Here is a 15,057-nt window from a genome sequence, read left to right on the forward strand (position 1 = left end):
GACATTTCCCACTTGGATTGAATCCGCGTGGATTCTAACACCGGGCTTGAACGTGAAGCAGGGGGGCAGATAAAAAAAACGGCGCCCGCAGGCGCCGTTTTATCGGTTCAGGACTGATTAGAGTACGTGAACGGAGGCGGTGTTGGTGGTACCGCTCGGTACCAGGGCTCCGGAGACCATGACGACCACGTCACCCTTCAGACCCATGCCGCTTTCCAGCGCTGCTTCTTTGCCGATGCGATAGAAATCGTCGGTAGAGGCAATGCTGTCAACCACGTGAGTCACCACACCCTTGGTCAGAACCAGTTGGGCTGCGGTTTTCTTGTTGGTGGTGATGGCCAGGATCCAGGCTTGCGGGAAGTACTTGCGAATGGCCTTGGCAGATTTGCCGCCTTCGGTGGCGACCACGATCAGCGGGGCGTCCAGCTTCTCGGAGGTCTCGACCGCGCCTTTACAGACGGCTTCGGTGATGCGCAGCTTGTTGCTGTCGTTGGCAGCAGACAGGTTGGACGGCATGACGGCATCGGTACGCTCGCAGATGGTGGCCATGATGGTCACGGCTTCCAGCGGGTACTTGCCCTTGGCGGACTCACCGGACAGCATGACTGCATCGGTACCGTCCAGGATGGCGTTTGCCACGTCGCCAGCTTCGGCGCGGGTCGGACGCGGGTTCTTGATCATGGAATCCAGCATCTGGGTGGCGGTGATAACCACTTTACGTGCCTTGTTGCACTTGGTGATGATCATCTTCTGGGCGAAGATCACTTCTTCAACCGGAATTTCCACGCCCATGTCGCCACGTGCCACCATGATGCCGTCGGAGACAGCCAGGATCTCGTCGAAGTTGTCCAGGCCTTCCTGGTTTTCGATCTTGGAGATGATCTGTATGTTCTCGCCACCGTGGGCTCTCAGGTGCTCACGGATTTCCAGCACGTCTTCTTTCTTGCGAATGAAGGAAGCCGCAACGAAATCAACGCCTTGCTCACAACCGAAGATGAGGTCGCGCTTGTCTTTCTCGGCCAGGGCCGGCAGCTTGATGGAGACGCCCGGCAGGTTGATGCCCTTGTTCTCGCCCAGATCACCGCTGTTCAGCACTTTACAGATGACTTCACGCTCGGTGATTTCGATCACGTCCATGCCGATCAGGCCGTCATCCACCAGGATGCGGTTGCCGACGCGCAGGTCGTTGGCGAAACCGGCATAGGTCACGGCCACTTTGTCTTTGTTGCCAATGACGGTCTGGTCGGTGGTGAAGGTGAAGGTCTGGCCAGCGACCAGGGCAACGTCGTTGCCGCCTTCCAGCTTGATGGTACGGATTTCCGGACCCTTGGTGTCGAGCAGTATGGCCGCGTGCTTGCCGGTTTCGGCCATGACAGCGCGCAGGTTGTTGATACGACCACCGTGCTCGGCGTAATCGCCGTGGGAGAAGTTCAGGCGCATGACGTTCATGCCGGCATCCAGCATTTTAGCCAGCATTTCTTTGGATTCGGTCTTGGGACCTATGGTGCAGACGATTTTGGTCTTTTTCATGTCAGTCTTCATGGTTAAGGAGTTTCCGCCGTGCAATATACACCAGTTTTTGGATACTTTTTATGATCCAGAAACAACGTTTTGACCAGATAACGTTTTCTTTTCAGGGATAACGTTTTCCTCCCGGTTACTTTTTAGGGCATAAATTAACTGGTTTTCGCAGAACTGGCATAAATGTTGCCATATGTGTCTCGGCGCCGGTTAGCCTCGTCAGATGTTGTAAAATGACGATCCTTCCCTGTCATCAAGCCGTCATCAGTCTCGACAAGAATAGACACTGTGACTGAACATGAGAGCCGCAATATGGCGCCCTATCTGCTGATACTCTCCCTCGCCCTGCTCGGGATGCAGGCACTGCCCGCCAGCTGCTGGCCGGATGATCCAGCGCCTCTGGAGGGGGCCGTCATCGCCCTTGAGCTCGCCGAATTGCACCAGATGCTGGCGGCCAGTGAACCTCTTCTCTCCCGCCCAGCCTGGCAAGCGCTACGTCAGGCCAGTCTGCTTGGCTGGCATCCACAATCCCGCTGAAAACCGTGTGATGAGCAAGAAAGGGAGGCCGAGCCTCCCTTTCTTGTCTTATTGTTGCTTGTTCAACCGGGTGTCACTCAGTTGATCTTGCCCATCTCGATGGCGAAGCTGGTGGCCAGCTGGGCAAACTTGAGGGCATGGCCGGCCGAGGCATCGGAGTTTTGCAGGGTATCCTGCGCCGTGTGGATCTTGGGGTTGTAGTCGTTGAAGCGTGACTCAAACGGCATGGCGGCGGGATAGCCCTGATTGTGCCAGGAGGCGTGATCCGAGCAACCGTATCCGCAGCTGTCATAGCCATAGCTTATTTGCGGCAGGTAGGCGTCAAGCAGCTGGGTGAGATAGCCGGTCAGTCCCTTGTCCGTGTAATCGGTCATGAAGACGATATCCTCAACCGAGCCCTGATAGTTGGTCATGTCCAGCTGCAGCGCGGCCAGTACCCTGGTGTTGGCCGCCTTGTAGCGGGTCGCTATGTCCTTGGAGCCGCGCAAGCCCACCTCTTCTGCCGCATAACCGATAAATTGCAGGGTGCGCTCCGGTTGGCGGCCCTGCTCGGCGATGACCCTCAGTACTTCAGTCAGGGTGGCGATGCCGGAGGCATCATCGTCGGCGCCCGGGGCCAGGGTGCGGCTGTTGGGAGCCGAGCCTGCGGTGGAGTCGAGGTGGCCGCCGAGCACCACGACTTCGTCAGGATAGCGGCTGCCCTTGAGGGTTAGCACCACGGATTGCTGCGGATAGCCGCTGTGTTTGACCCGGCTGACGCTGGCCCAGGGCAGGGCACTGCCGAGGCTCTGCCACTGGCTGGCGACCCAGTCGGCGGATTGCACCCCTGTTGTGGTGGTGTAGTAGCGGTTGCGCCAGCTGGAGAGCTTGCTGATGGTGCCCACTATGTTGCCCTGATCCAGATAGGGCAGCAGCCGGTTGACACTGGCACCCTGAGTCAGCGGCGGCGGGCTGAACAGGTTCTGGCTGAGGGGTTGGGCCATGCTCTGCAGCGCATCTGCCAGCGTGCTGTGAACCACATAGCCGCCACAGCGTTGGTGGCCTTCATGCATCAGGTGGGAGAGGGTACCCAGCTCGCTCGCCTCTATCTGGGCCAGCTGTATGGGGGCGCCGCTGGCGCTGAACAGGGGGGCCAGCTTGGCCTTGACCTGCCTGAGTTCGACGCCGCTATCGGCACCGACCGTGATCCAGACGGGTTCAGCGGCCTGCACGGCGAGGGGCAGCAGGGGAAGCAAGAGGGCGGTCATAAAGAGTTTCATGTCGGATCCTTCCGGGTATTGTCACAGGTGACTAGCATGGGTGGGTGTCATAAGACGACCACCCCAGTCTAGCCAAGGGGGCGTTCACCGGATCTGCCCATCTGGTATGCGGACTCCCCCGTCCGGTGGGGGCCGCTGCACAATCTGCTGTTTACCACCGGGCTTGTCCCGAGCTGGCCGGAGCTTTGTGCTGACAAGGAGGCGGGTGGCAGTGTGGTTGCAAGGTGGTACCCGAGGTGCCCCGGTTGGGGGGCTGACGAAGGGAGCCAAACTGTGCCATGACGCTGAGGTGCGTTCGGGATTGCCGATATGACTCATCAGCCATCGTCAGCACGATTCAGTCACGGGTGGACTGGGGGATAAACGAAAGGGGCCATGGGCCCCTTTCTTGTCTGGTGGTGACGGGCTTATGCAGGGGCGCCAGTGGTTTCCGCCAGCATACCGAGCGCTATCTCCCGCTCCCCCATGATCACCTTGTCTGCCCCCTGCCGGGTGAGGAAGTGAACCTCGTCATCGCTGTGGGCACGGGCTATGACCCGGATGGCCGGATTGATCAGTCTGGCCTGGGCGATGGCCTCGCCGGCCTCGAAGCTGTTGGGGATGGCCACCAGCAGCCAGCGGGCGTCGGCGATGGCGGCGCGACACAGCACCTCATCGTTCGCCACGTTGCCATTGATATGAGGGATCCCGGCCTGGTGCAGGCTCTCCAGCCGGTGCGGATCCTGCTCTATCACCACCAGCGGCCGCCCTGCGGCTTGCAGCCCTTCCACCAGCAGGCGGCCGACCCGGCCAAAGCCCACCAGCACAGTGTGCTCCTTCATCTCGACGGCCGGACACTTGCACTCGGCCAGTGCCTGGGTGTTGTCGGCATCCGGGTGCTTCTCCAGGTAGCGCTCGACGGCATTGAATACCAGGGGGTTGAGCATGATGGAGAGGCTGGCGCCCACCAGGATCAGATCCCGGGCCGCTTCCGGCACCAGCTTGAGCACGATGGCGAGCCCAATCAGGATGAAGGAGAACTCGCCGATCTGGGCCAGGCTGGCGGAGATGGTGAGCGCTGTGCGCTGGCTGTAGCGAAACAGCCGCACTATGGCGTAGGCCGCCACCGACTTGCCGAACATGATGATGAACAGGGTGGCCAGCACCGCCAGCGGATCCGTCAGCAGCACAGCCGGGTTGAACAGCATGCCCACCGAGACGAAGAAGAGCACGGCGAAGGCATCCTGCAGCGGCAGCGTGTTGTTGGCGGCGCGATGGCTCAGCTCGGAGCTGTTCATGACGATGCCGGCGAAGAAGGCGCCGAGGGCGAAGGAGACGCCGAACAGCTTGACCGCCCCGAAGGCGATGCCAAGGGAGCCGGTCAGTACCGCCAGGGTGAACAGCTCGCGGGAGCCAGTGCTGGCGGTGTGAGCCAGCAACCAGGGAATGAAGCGGCTGCCCACCACCATCATCAGCGCCACGAACAGGGCGACCTTGCCGAGGGTCCAGCTCAGATCCAGCGCTATGCTCTGCCAGCTCATGCTCTGATCGCCGTGCTGGATATTGGCGAGTATGGGCAGCATCACCAGCGCCAGCACCATCACCAGATCCTCGACGATGAGCCAGCCGATGGCGATGCGCCCCTGCAGGATCTCCAGATTCTGGCGGCTCTCCAGCGCCCGCAGCAGTACCACTGTACTGGCGGTGGAGAGGGCGAGGCCGAACATCAGGCCGGCGGTGAAATCCCACCCCAGCAGGGAGGAGAGCCCCATGCCGAGCAAGGTGGCGACCGCTATCTGGACTATGGCCCCCGGGATGGCGATCTTCTTCACCGACATCAGGTCGCTGAAGGAGAAGTGCAGGCCGACCCCGAACATCAGCAATATGACCCCCAGCTCCGCCAGCTCGGGCACCAGCGCCATGTCGGCCACATAGCCCGGTGTGAAGGGGCCCGAAATCACCCCGGCCGCCAGATATCCCACCATGGGGGAGATCTTGAGACGATGGGCAAGCATGCCGAGTACGTAGGCGAGCACGAAGCCGCCCACCAGAGTCGTGATAAGGGGAAGGGAGTGGTCCATGTCGTCACCTCGCTAATGGCAGTCAGGGGGCTACCAGATCACCGCAGGGGATGAAGAGGGCAGCTGTCAATGAGCAGGGGGCGAAAGAGACAGATGTTGGCCGCAGCGAACACTGGATATTGGGGACAACAGTTGTCGTTTCTGTTGAAAAATAATACAAATTTTGCTTAAAAGCAATATTTATCCACATTTTGACGCTTATTTGCGATTAAAAGTGCATAAGTGTCGAAATGCAGGGGGAAAGGGGCGCCTTTATCCATTTCGTTGGCAGGAATAATTCATCATTGATGATTTTCCCTGTATAGGTGGGTGCCAGCACGTCACAAGCACCAAGGCGACCCTGAGGTCGCCTTGGTGAAGATACGCTGGTACTCACTCGCCCTTGGCAATGCCCTCGCGTCTCGGATCGGCGGCGCCGAACCAGCCGCCGGCATTGCGCTCGACCCCTTGCAGACCCGAGGTCTGCTCGCTCAGTACCACTTCGTGGCCTCTCGCTTTCAATCCCTCGACCACGCTCTGCGGTGTGCGCCCAAGCTCCAGCTCGGTGGGGCCGTTGCGGCTGCCAAAGTTGGGCAGGTTGATGGCCTGCTGCAGGTTCAGCCCCCAATCCTGGGTGCCGAGCAGCGTCTTGCCCACGTAGTTGATGATGGCGGAGCCCCCCGGTGAGCCCAGCGTCATGGTCAGCTCGCCACTTGGCTTGTCAAACACCAGCAGGGGGGACATGGAGGAGCGTGGCCGTTTGCCAGGCTCGACCCGGTTCGCCACCGGCAGACCGGCGGCATCCACCGAGGTGAAGGAAAAATCGGTGAGCTGGTTGTTGAGCAGGTAGCCGTTGACCATCAGCCGCGAACCGAAGCCATCCTCGATGGAACTGGTCATGGAGACCGCCATGCCCGCCTTGTCGACGATGGAGACATGGCTGGTGGAGGGGAGCTCGGGGGTTGCATCCTTGCCGCGAGCCATTGCCAGCGGTGGCGTACCGGGCTGGGCGATCCCCATGGAGCGCTCGCCGACAAGCTTGCTCCGCTCGGCCAGATAGCCCTTGTCCAGCAGCCCCTTCACCGGCACGCTGACAAAATCGCTGTCTGCCACGTACTGGTTGCGATCGGCGAAGGCGAGCCGCGCCGCCTCGCTGTAGAGGTGGACGGCATCGCTTGACGCGGCAAGTAGACCTTCTGGCGTCGTCACAGGTTTGAGGGCCGCCATGTTGTGGTTCTCCAGCATGCCGAAGATCTGTCCCAGGGCTATGGTGCCGGAGGAGGGGGTCGGGAAGCCGCAGATCTGGCTCTGACGGTAGTCAAAGCAGAGGCCGTCGCGCAGCTTGGCGCGATAGCTGGCCAGATCGGCCGCCGCCAGCACACCGGGATTGGTGGGATGCTGGCGCACCTTGGCCACCATGGCATCTGCCAGCGGCCCCTGATAGAAGGCATCCGCCCCCTGTGTGGCCAGGGTCTTCAGCACCCGGGCCAGTGCCGGGTTGGTGAGCGTGCTGCCGGCGGGCCTTGGTGTGCCGTCGGGCAGATAGAAGTAGGCGCGGGCATCCGGGTCTTTGGCGAGATAGGGGTCTTTTGCCAGCAGGGTGGCGAGGCGCGGGCTGATGACAAACCCCTGCTGCGCGAGGGTGATGGCGGGCTCGAACAGCGCAGCCCAGGGCAGCTTGCCGTAGCGCTGATGGGCCAGCGCCAGCGCCCGTACCGTGCCAGGCGCACCCACAGAGCGACCGCCCACCACGCCGTCATAGAAGGCCATGGGCTTGCCATCCTTCATGAACAGCTGATCCGTGGCGGCGGCAGGGGCCGTCTCGCGACCATCCACAGCCGCAACCTTGCTGCCATCCCATACCAGCAGCAGGGAGCCGCCACCGATACCGGAGGATTGCGGCTCCACCAAGGTCAGTACCAGTTGCACGGCGATGGCGGCATCGACGGCGCTGCCGCCCGCCCGGATGATCTGGTAGCCCGCATCCACTGCCAGCGGGTTGGCCGCAGCCACCATGAAGTCATGGCCCTGCCAGCCCTGTTTGTCTGTCCAGCCGCTGGCGGCTTCCGGGGCGATCAGGGTCTGGGGGGGCGGGGCATAGTGAAAGCCCTTGTCACTGGCACAACCGGCCAGGAGGGCGAAGGCAACGGCCAGCCCTGCGGGTTTGAGCAACATGACACTCTCCTTGTCTGTTTTATGAGCGCGAAGGACGACTATGTCACGATTGGCACTGGTTGCTCAAGTTGTTGAACTGGATCAATACCTTACTCATTTATCAATAAAGGTCATGTGCCGCAGACACAAAAAAACCGCCACTCGGGCGGTTTGTGCAATGCAAGCAGGCGTTGATCAGATGGACTGCTCTTCGCCACCCAGGGCGGCAAACAGCGCCGGGATGAACTGGGCCAGCTCGGAGGTGACCAGCGCGAAGTCCGCATCCAGACGGGCGGCGGGATCTTCGCTGGTCACGTCGTCGTTCTGCTCGCGCAGCTCTTCGCTGAACTTGAGACGCTTGATGGAGAGGTCGTCCCCCAGCACGAAGCTCAGGGTCTCGCCCCAGTTCAGAGCCAGCTTGGTCACCAGCTTGTCGTTGGCCAGGTGGTTCTTTATCTCGTCGGTCATCAGATCCTGCTGCTTGCAGCGGATGATGCCGCCGTGCTCCATGGCACTGCGCAGCTCGGCTTCGTCTTCCAGTGCGAAGGTGGCGGGCAGGTTACCCTCGCTCAGCCACTCTGTCATGGTGATTTCGGGCGGGTTCTTGAGGGCCACGGGCACCACCGGCAGGGTGCCGATACTTTTGCGCAGCAGTGCCAGCAGATCGTCCGCCTTCTTGGCGGAGCCTGCATCCACCACCATCAGATTGTCGGCCGGGTTGATCCAGGCGAAGGTCTGGCTGGTGCGGCTGAAGGCGCGGGGCAGCAGGGTGTGGAGTATCTCCTCCTTCAGCGCTTCCTTCTCTTTCTTCTTGAGGGCGCGACCCTGCTCGAATTCGATCGCTTCTACCTTCTCCGCCAGCATTTCCTTGATGACGGTACCCGGCAGCATCTTCTCTTCCTTGCGGGCACAGATGAGGATGTGGCCTGAGGCGGAGTGGGTCAGGGTCGAACCGAATTTGCCAAGGGGCTTGACCCAACCGAACCGGGACATGTCCTGACTGCCGCAAGGGGTGAAGGCACAGGCCTCGAGCTGGGTTTCCAGCTGATCCACTGTCAGGTCAAAGGGGCGGGTAAAGCGATAAATCTGCAGGTTTTTAAACCACATGGCGTCCTCGGTCTCATAGATTGTCCGGCGGGCATTGTACTAGAGAGGCGCTTTGTGATCAGCCAATCATTCTCGTAAAAAAATGACGATCGAGTTCACAGGGAGTCATGTTCGTCCCCAACCCTGTCATCAAAGTCCCCTAGACTGCGGGTGTTCAGATTGTTAACAAGGATGCAAATATGTTGAGGCCGAGTCGGTCCGAGGACATGGAAGAGATCGTCGAAATCTGGTTGCTGGCCTCCCTGCAGGCCCACGATTTCGTCGATGCCTCCTGCTGGTGGCAGGCCCAGGAGGATCTGCGCACCCGCTATCTCGACCACGCCCGCATCTGGGTGTTCGAGGAGCGCGGCGAGCTGCTCGGCTTCATGGCACTGGTGGAGGATTACCTGGCTGCCCTGTTCGTGCGCCCCGACCGGCAAGGGCGCGGCGTCGGCCATGCCCTGCTGCAGGAGGCCAAGGCGCAGGGGGCCAGATTGCATGCGCGGGTGTTCGTGGAAAATGCGCAGGCGGTGCGCTTCTACCGCCGCCACGGTTTCGTGATCCAGGGGGAGGAGTCGGATCCCCTCACCGGTCATCCCCAGTACAAGATGTGTTGCGAGCCCGCCTGAATCTGACGCCACCGGCCTGTTTTGCTTGAAAAGAGAGGCTGGCATCCTCATCTTGTCTCCATCGGGTGCCGCTGGCACCTCTCCTGGATCCGAGTCGATTTCTCATGAAAATCCTGCATACCGCCGACTGGCACCTTGGTCATCAACTCCATGGCCATGAACGCCGCTTCGAACACGACAGCTTCCTCGACTGGTTGACCGATACCATCAAGCAGCGGCAGATCGATGCTCTGCTGGTGGCGGGCGATCTGTTTGATACCGCCAATCCCCCCGCCAGCGCCTGGCAGCAACTCTACCGTTTTCTGGCCAGGCTGCGGGCCGAGATGCCCCACCTCAACATGGTGCTGATCGGCGGCAACCACGACTCTCCCTCCAAGCTGGATGCCCCTCACGAACTGCTGCGCGCCTTTGATCTGCATCTGGTGGGCAGCATCAGCCGTGACAGTGAGGGCAAGCTTGAGACCGACCGCCTGCTGGTGCCGCTGCAAGACAGGGAAGGCAAGGTGGCCGCCTGGTGCGCTGCCGTCCCCTTCCTGCGCAGCAGCGACCTGAGGGTTGAACAGCTTGAAGAGGGTCAGGATCGGCTGATTGAAGGGGTACGGCGGGTCTATGAAGAGGTATTGACGCAAGGTCGTGCACGCTGCGAACCCGAGCAGGCACTGATCGCCATGGGCCACGCCTATCTGGCGGCAGGCCAGCTCTCCGAGCTCTCAGAGCGGCGGGTACTCGGCGGCAACCAGCATGCCCTGCCTGCCAATATTTTTGCCAGCGCCGACTACACGGCGCTCGGTCACCTCCATCTGGCCCAGAGCCCGGCCGAGGGTGTTCACTACAGCGGCTCGCCACTGCCGCTCTCGCTGGCCGAGGCCAACTACAACCATCAGGTGCTGGAAGTGACGTTTGAGGGGGGCAAATTGGTGGGCATGGAGCGGATCCCTGTGCCCCGCGCGGTAGAGATGATCCGCCTGCCCGAGAGCGAACTGGAAGGGGCGATCAAGGCCATAGAGGCCTTGTCCCTGCCAACGCTGCCCAGCGAGGCACAACCCTTCCTCGAAGTACGACTGCTGCTGCCCAGACCCGAGGCCCGCATCCGCGAACGCATCTTGGCGGCGCTAGCGGGCAAGCCGGTACGCCTGGCCCGTATCAGTACCCGCTATCTGGGCTCTGGCCAGGGGCTGGCCGATGGCCAGAACCAGCGCAGGCTGGATGAGCTTTCCCCCACTGAGGTGTTCAGGCTCTGCTATCAGCGCCAGTTTGACGGTGAACCCGAGGCCGAACTGGTCGCCTCGTTTGAAGAGATATTGCAACAGGTGAAGGAGTCCGGCGCATGAAGATCCTGTCCCTCAGCGGTGAGAACCTGGCCAGCCTGACCGGTGCCTTCACCATCGACTTTACCAGGGGGGCGCTCGGCGCCGCAGGGCTGTTTGCCATCACGGGCAACACGGGTGCCGGCAAGAGCACATTGCTCGATGCCATCTGTCTGGCGCTGTACGACGAGATGCCGCGCTTTATCGCCAATCGCAAGCACGTGGCCGAGGTAGGCCGAGCGGATGACGAAGAGAAGCTCAAGGCCAACGACGTGCGGGGCATCCTCAGTCGCGGCCACGCCAGCGGCTGTGCCGAGGTACGGTTTCGCGGCTGCGATGGCCGCATCTGGCTGGCCCGCTGGGCGGTGCGCCGGGCGCGCAACCGTTCCGAGGGGCGTTTTCAGGCCCAGGAGCGCAGCCTGACCGACGTGGCGTCGGGTCAGGTCTTCTCCGGCAGCAAGCGGGAGCTGCAGGATCGCATCGACGAGCTGGTGGGGCTCTCCTGGGAGCAGTTCCGCCGCGCCGTGATACTGCCCCAGGGGGAGTTCGCCGCGTTTCTCAAATCGAGTGCCGACGAGCGATCCGCCCTGCTCGAACGGATGACGGGCACCGAGCTTTATTCCGCCATCTCCATCCAGACCCATGAACGGGCGCGGGAGGAGCAGCAAAAATTGGCCGCCATCGGGCAACGGCTCGGCGACGTGGCGCTGATGGACGAGGCGACCCGCGAGCAGTGGGTCGCCCAGCAGTTGGCGCTCTCCACCAGCCTCAAGCACGAGCAGCAGCAGCGCCAGCTGTTGCAGGACTTGCGGGACCTCAACGATCGCATCGCCGCCCAGTTGCTGGCCTGCGAGGAGGGGCAGACGGCACTGGCCGCTGCAGAAGCGGCTCATGCCCAGGGGGCTCCCGAACGGGAGGAGTTTGGCCGCGCTGAGCAGGCCCAGGTGGCCCGCGCCGATCACGATGAACTTGCTCGCCTCACCCTGGAAGTGCAGCAGCAAGAGCAGCTCATTGGCCAGCTGGGCCCCGAGCTCGAACAGGTCGAGCAGACCCAGCAGCAGGCCGCGCTGCGCGAGCAACAACTGCTTGCCGACAAGATAGCCGCCGAGCGCGAATGGGGGGCGCTGCAACCCGAACTCAAGCGGGCGCAGGAGCTCGATACCCGCATCAGGGAGAAGAGCAGCCAGTTGCAGGAAGTTCAGCAGCAGGGGGCGCAGGCCCGCGCGCTGCAAGTCGCTCTGCAACAGGAGTGGCAACAGCAGGCGAGCCGGGTGCAGGCGCTCGAGGTGCGGCGTCAGCAATGGGCGCTCTGGCTCGAGGAGCGCAAGACGCTGGCCCCCCTGGCACGCCAGTGGCAACCCCTGCTGGCGGCCATGCAGGATTGGGCCGAGGGTCGGGATCAACTGCAACATCTGCTGCAAAGCCGTGAGCACAAGAGCCATGCCCTGCGGGATCTCAACAGCCGGCTGGAGCAGGGACAGCAGGAGCGGGACTACTGGCAGCAGGAGCGCGCCCGGCTGCAACAGCAGCACGACCAGTTGCAGGCGCAGGAGTGGGATGGTCAGGTCGCCAAGGCGCAGGAGCAGCGTCAGACCCAGACCGAACAGCTGGCACGGGTGCGCCAATTGCTGGAGCTGGCGGAGGCAGGCCGTAATCACAGCGAGCAACAGGAGCGCTTGTTGCAAGAGATGGCACTGCTCGAGCAACATCTGCACCGATTGGCCATCCAGCACGAGGAGCTGGTACCTGCGCTGGAGCGACTCGGGCTTCAGCGTGACGAGGCGCGTCATGCGCTGGATCAGGCCCGTGCCGTCGCCAGCTTCGAGCAGTATCGCCACGTGCTCAGCGATGGCATGCCTTGCCCGCTGTGTGGCGCAGAGGAGCATCCCTATCGCCAGAGTCAGCCGCAGGTGGCCGGTATCCTGGCCCAGCTGGCCGAGCGTGCCCGCCAGCTGGAGCTGGAGTGGGAGCGGCTCAATCATCAACATATTCAGGGAGAGAGCGAGCGCGTCGAGCTGACTCGTCAGCTGGTTGCCCGCCAGCAACACCAACCCGAGCTGGAGGCAAGAGCCGAACAGCTGACCCAGCGCTGGTTGCAGTGGGGTGGTGAGACCTTGTTGGGCCACGGTCTGCCCTTGCGGCAAAGCCCCGCGGAGTGGGCAGATCTGCTGGCGCATCTCTTGGCACAGGGGGAGGCGCTGGAGCTGGGTCTGGTGGCCGGACAGCGACAGCTGCAACAGGCCCAGCAAGGTCAGCAGATGCTGATGGGGCTGCGCAATCAGCTGACTCAGCTCACAACCCGTCATCAGCAGTTTGAGCAGCAGTGGCAGGAGGCCGAGCGGCAGAAGATAGAGTGGGAGGCCGAGCTCAAAGCGCTGGCCGAGCAGGAAGTCACGCTGCGCCAGCGCCTGGTTCAGGGTGAAACCCGGCTCGATGAACAGATGGGGGCCGAACCCTGGCGTCAATGGCTCGGCAGTCGGCAGTGGCTCGAATGGCAGCAGACCTGTGAGGCCTATCTGCACGGACAGCGCGAGTGGGAGCAGCTGGGCAGCGAACTTGCCAGCCTGACCCCGGCGCTCAGTGCGCAGGAGGCAAGGGTTCAGAGCCAGAATGAACAGCTGCACAAGCTGGAGCGCGACTACAAGGAGGCCGAGCAACAGCGCCAGGGACTGCTGGTCAGCCGCGAGGCGTGTCTTGGGGGACGTGCCATCGCCGAGGTCGAGGGCGAGTGGCAGCAGCGACTTTCACGGGGAGCCAATCAACTCGAAGAGGCGGTGGGCGCACTGCGGGCCGCAAGGGAGCGACAGACAGAGCTCAAGACACGGTTGACCCATCTTGAGCAGGACAAACAGGTGAGCAGTCGCCGCCGCCGCGAGGTACTGGGGCGCTGGGCTGCCCATGCTACCAGGCTCGGGATTGCCGAATATGATCTGCGCCGATTGCTGGCCATCCATCCGGAGGAGCTCAAGGCCCGCCGCACAGCCCTGCAGGGGCTGGATGATGCCCTGGCCGAGGCGCGCACCCGGCTGGCCGAACGCCAACGGGCGCTGGCGCTGGAGGAGGTGAAACGGGAGCGTTATCGTGAGCATCACGGTGACCTGACGGCGCTCTCCACCGAGGCCCTTGCCGAGCGTCTTGGCGCTTGCGAGGCCCATTGTCGCGAGCTGGAGGAGCAGCTATTCCAGTGCAAGAGTACCTTGGCCCAGGCCGAGGCGGCGGCCCTCAAGGCTGGCTCCTTGCAAGAGGAGCTGAGTCGCCAGCAGGCGGTGACGGATCACTGGCAGCAGCTGTCCGAGCTTATCGGTTCCGCCAGCGGCGCCAAGCTGCGCACCTTCGCCCAGAGCCTCACCCTGGAGCGTCTGCTGTTGGAGGCCAATGCCCAGCTCGGCGAGCTGTCGCCGCGCTATCGACTGGAGCGGGTACCCGGCACGGATCTGGCGCTGCAGGTGGTAGATCTCGACATGGGGGACGAGGTGCGCTCTGTGGACTCCCTCTCCGGCGGCGAGAGCTTCCTGGTATCGCTGGCGCTGGCGCTAGCGCTCTCCAGCCTATCGTCGCGCCAGACCCAGGTCGAGTCGCTGTTTATCGATGAGGGCTTCGGCACCCTGGATCCGGACAGCCTAGATCTCGCGCTCTCCAGCCTCGACTCCCTGCAGGCGGCCGGCCGCCAGATAGGCATCATCTCCCATGTGCAGACCCTGGTGGAGCGGATCGGTGTGCAAATTCGGGTCGAGGCCCTCGGTGGTGGTGAGAGTCGGGTGGTGTTGCCCTGATGGTGGCGTTTCAGCCATGGCAAAAGGCCCCTGTCAAAGGGGCCTTTTTGTTGGCGTGTTCAAGGCGGGTGCTTATTTTCGCTCGGGCAACATATTGGTCAAGGTGTTGTCCTTGAGCACATGATGGTGATAGATGGCTGCCGCCGCATGCAGGGCGATCAGCGCATAGCCTATGTTGGCCAGCGTTTCGTGCAGATCCTTGATCGTCCCCTTCAGACCATCATCCGGCGCGAGCAGGGCGGGCAGCTCAAATCCGAAGAAGGGGATGGGCTTGCCGCCTGCGCTGAGGAGCAACCAACCCAGCAGCGGAGCAAGGATGAGAAAACCGTACAGTGCCAGATGAGCGAGGTGACCCAGTGTTCGCATCAGGGGTGACAGGGTGGGCACTATGCGGGGTGACGGGCTGCTAAAGCGCACCAGCAGCCGTACGACGACCAGCGCCAGGATCAACAAGCCCACCATGAAGTGCCACTCCTTCATCAGGTCACGACCGGCCGAGCCCTTGGGGAAAATATCCCTGAACTCCATCAATGCGTAGACGGCCATCATCAATAGCAGGGTTAACCAGTGCAGCCCGATACTCAGGCTGCCATAACGCTGTTCGGTATTTTTCAACATGCTCGTGTCCTTCTCGGGGCGCTCATTGCATCACGTTTATCTCGTTGGGCGGGCTTGGGATGGCCGGACCTTGGTGTATCCCTTTCCATGTTACTAGGCTTGTCCGGGTAAATATTGATCCAGATAACCTTTTA

The 15,057-nt window shown here is 62.2% G+C and carries 10 protein-coding genes; 4 read left to right on the forward strand and 6 right to left on the reverse strand.

All coding sequences use genetic code 11. From position 1 onward, the window contains the following. Window positions 1-117: 117 nt before the first annotated feature. Window positions 118-1,530: a pyruvate kinase PykF gene (gene pykF / locus GWQ29_RS06025; RefSeq protein WP_099992100.1), complete on the reverse strand. Its 1,413-nt coding sequence runs from the start codon at window positions 1,528-1,530 to the stop codon at window positions 118-120. A 303-nt stretch (window positions 1,531-1,833) separates the two neighbouring features. Here pykF and GWQ29_RS06030 point away from each other — a divergent pair, with 303 nt between their 5' ends. Then, the gene (locus GWQ29_RS06030) at window positions 1,834-2,058 is read left to right on the forward strand and encodes a hypothetical protein (RefSeq protein ID WP_275919015.1); all 225 of its coding nucleotides are present in this window, start codon (window positions 1,834-1,836) and stop codon (window positions 2,056-2,058) included. Window positions 2,059-2,135: 77 nt separating this feature from the next. On the opposite strand, the gene GWQ29_RS06035 is transcribed toward GWQ29_RS06030, so the two are convergent. From GWQ29_RS06035 to rdgC, 4 genes are all read right to left on the reverse strand, one after another. After that, a complete protein-coding gene (locus tag GWQ29_RS06035) occupies window positions 2,136-3,317 on the reverse strand; it encodes a M28 family metallopeptidase (protein WP_265433678.1) in 1,182 nt (393 codons plus the stop codon). Window positions 3,318-3,724: 407 nt separating this feature from the next. After that, the gene (gene ybaL / locus GWQ29_RS06040; protein WP_275918983.1) at window positions 3,725-5,377 is read right to left on the reverse strand and encodes a YbaL family putative K(+) efflux transporter; all 1,653 of its coding nucleotides are present in this window, start codon (window positions 5,375-5,377) and stop codon (window positions 3,725-3,727) included. A gap of 372 nt (window positions 5,378-5,749) precedes the next feature. After that, window positions 5,750-7,531: a gamma-glutamyltransferase gene (ggt, locus tag GWQ29_RS06045; RefSeq protein ID WP_275918984.1), complete on the reverse strand. Its 1,782-nt coding sequence runs from the start codon at window positions 7,529-7,531 to the stop codon at window positions 5,750-5,752. 174 nt (window positions 7,532-7,705) lie between these two features. Beyond that, the gene (gene rdgC / locus GWQ29_RS06050; RefSeq protein WP_275918985.1) at window positions 7,706-8,617 is read right to left on the reverse strand and encodes a recombination-associated protein RdgC; all 912 of its coding nucleotides are present in this window, start codon (window positions 8,615-8,617) and stop codon (window positions 7,706-7,708) included. Window positions 8,618-8,796: 179 nt separating this feature from the next. Here rdgC and GWQ29_RS06055 point away from each other — a divergent pair, with 179 nt between their 5' ends. The 3 genes from GWQ29_RS06055 to GWQ29_RS06065 all read left to right on the forward strand — a co-directional run bounded on the left by GWQ29_RS06055 (window position 8,797) and on the right by GWQ29_RS06065 (window position 14,305). Further along, the gene (locus tag GWQ29_RS06055; protein WP_005312341.1) at window positions 8,797-9,225 is read left to right on the forward strand and encodes a GNAT family N-acetyltransferase; all 429 of its coding nucleotides are present in this window, start codon (window positions 8,797-8,799) and stop codon (window positions 9,223-9,225) included. A gap of 104 nt (window positions 9,226-9,329) precedes the next feature. Beyond that, complete coding sequence (locus GWQ29_RS06060; protein ID WP_265462494.1) at window positions 9,330-10,556, forward strand: exonuclease SbcCD subunit D C-terminal domain-containing protein; 1,227 nt, start codon at window positions 9,330-9,332, stop codon at window positions 10,554-10,556. Beyond that, a complete protein-coding gene (locus tag GWQ29_RS06065; protein WP_275918986.1) occupies window positions 10,553-14,305 on the forward strand; it encodes an AAA family ATPase in 3,753 nt (1,250 codons plus the stop codon). The genes GWQ29_RS06060 and GWQ29_RS06065 overlap by 4 nt, the downstream gene beginning before the upstream one ends. A gap of 72 nt (window positions 14,306-14,377) precedes the next feature. Here the strand turns inward: GWQ29_RS06065 and GWQ29_RS06070 are convergent, their stop codons facing one another. After that, window positions 14,378-14,923 (reverse strand): cytochrome b, encoded by a 546-nt coding sequence (locus tag GWQ29_RS06070; protein WP_111588146.1) that lies wholly within the window; start codon window positions 14,921-14,923, stop codon window positions 14,378-14,380. Between the last annotated feature and the right edge of the window lie 134 nt (window positions 14,924-15,057).

It is taken from the genome of Aeromonas sp. 2HA2 (genome assembly GCF_029237345.1).
GTDB lineage: Bacteria > Pseudomonadota > Gammaproteobacteria > Enterobacterales > Aeromonadaceae > Aeromonas > Aeromonas salmonicida.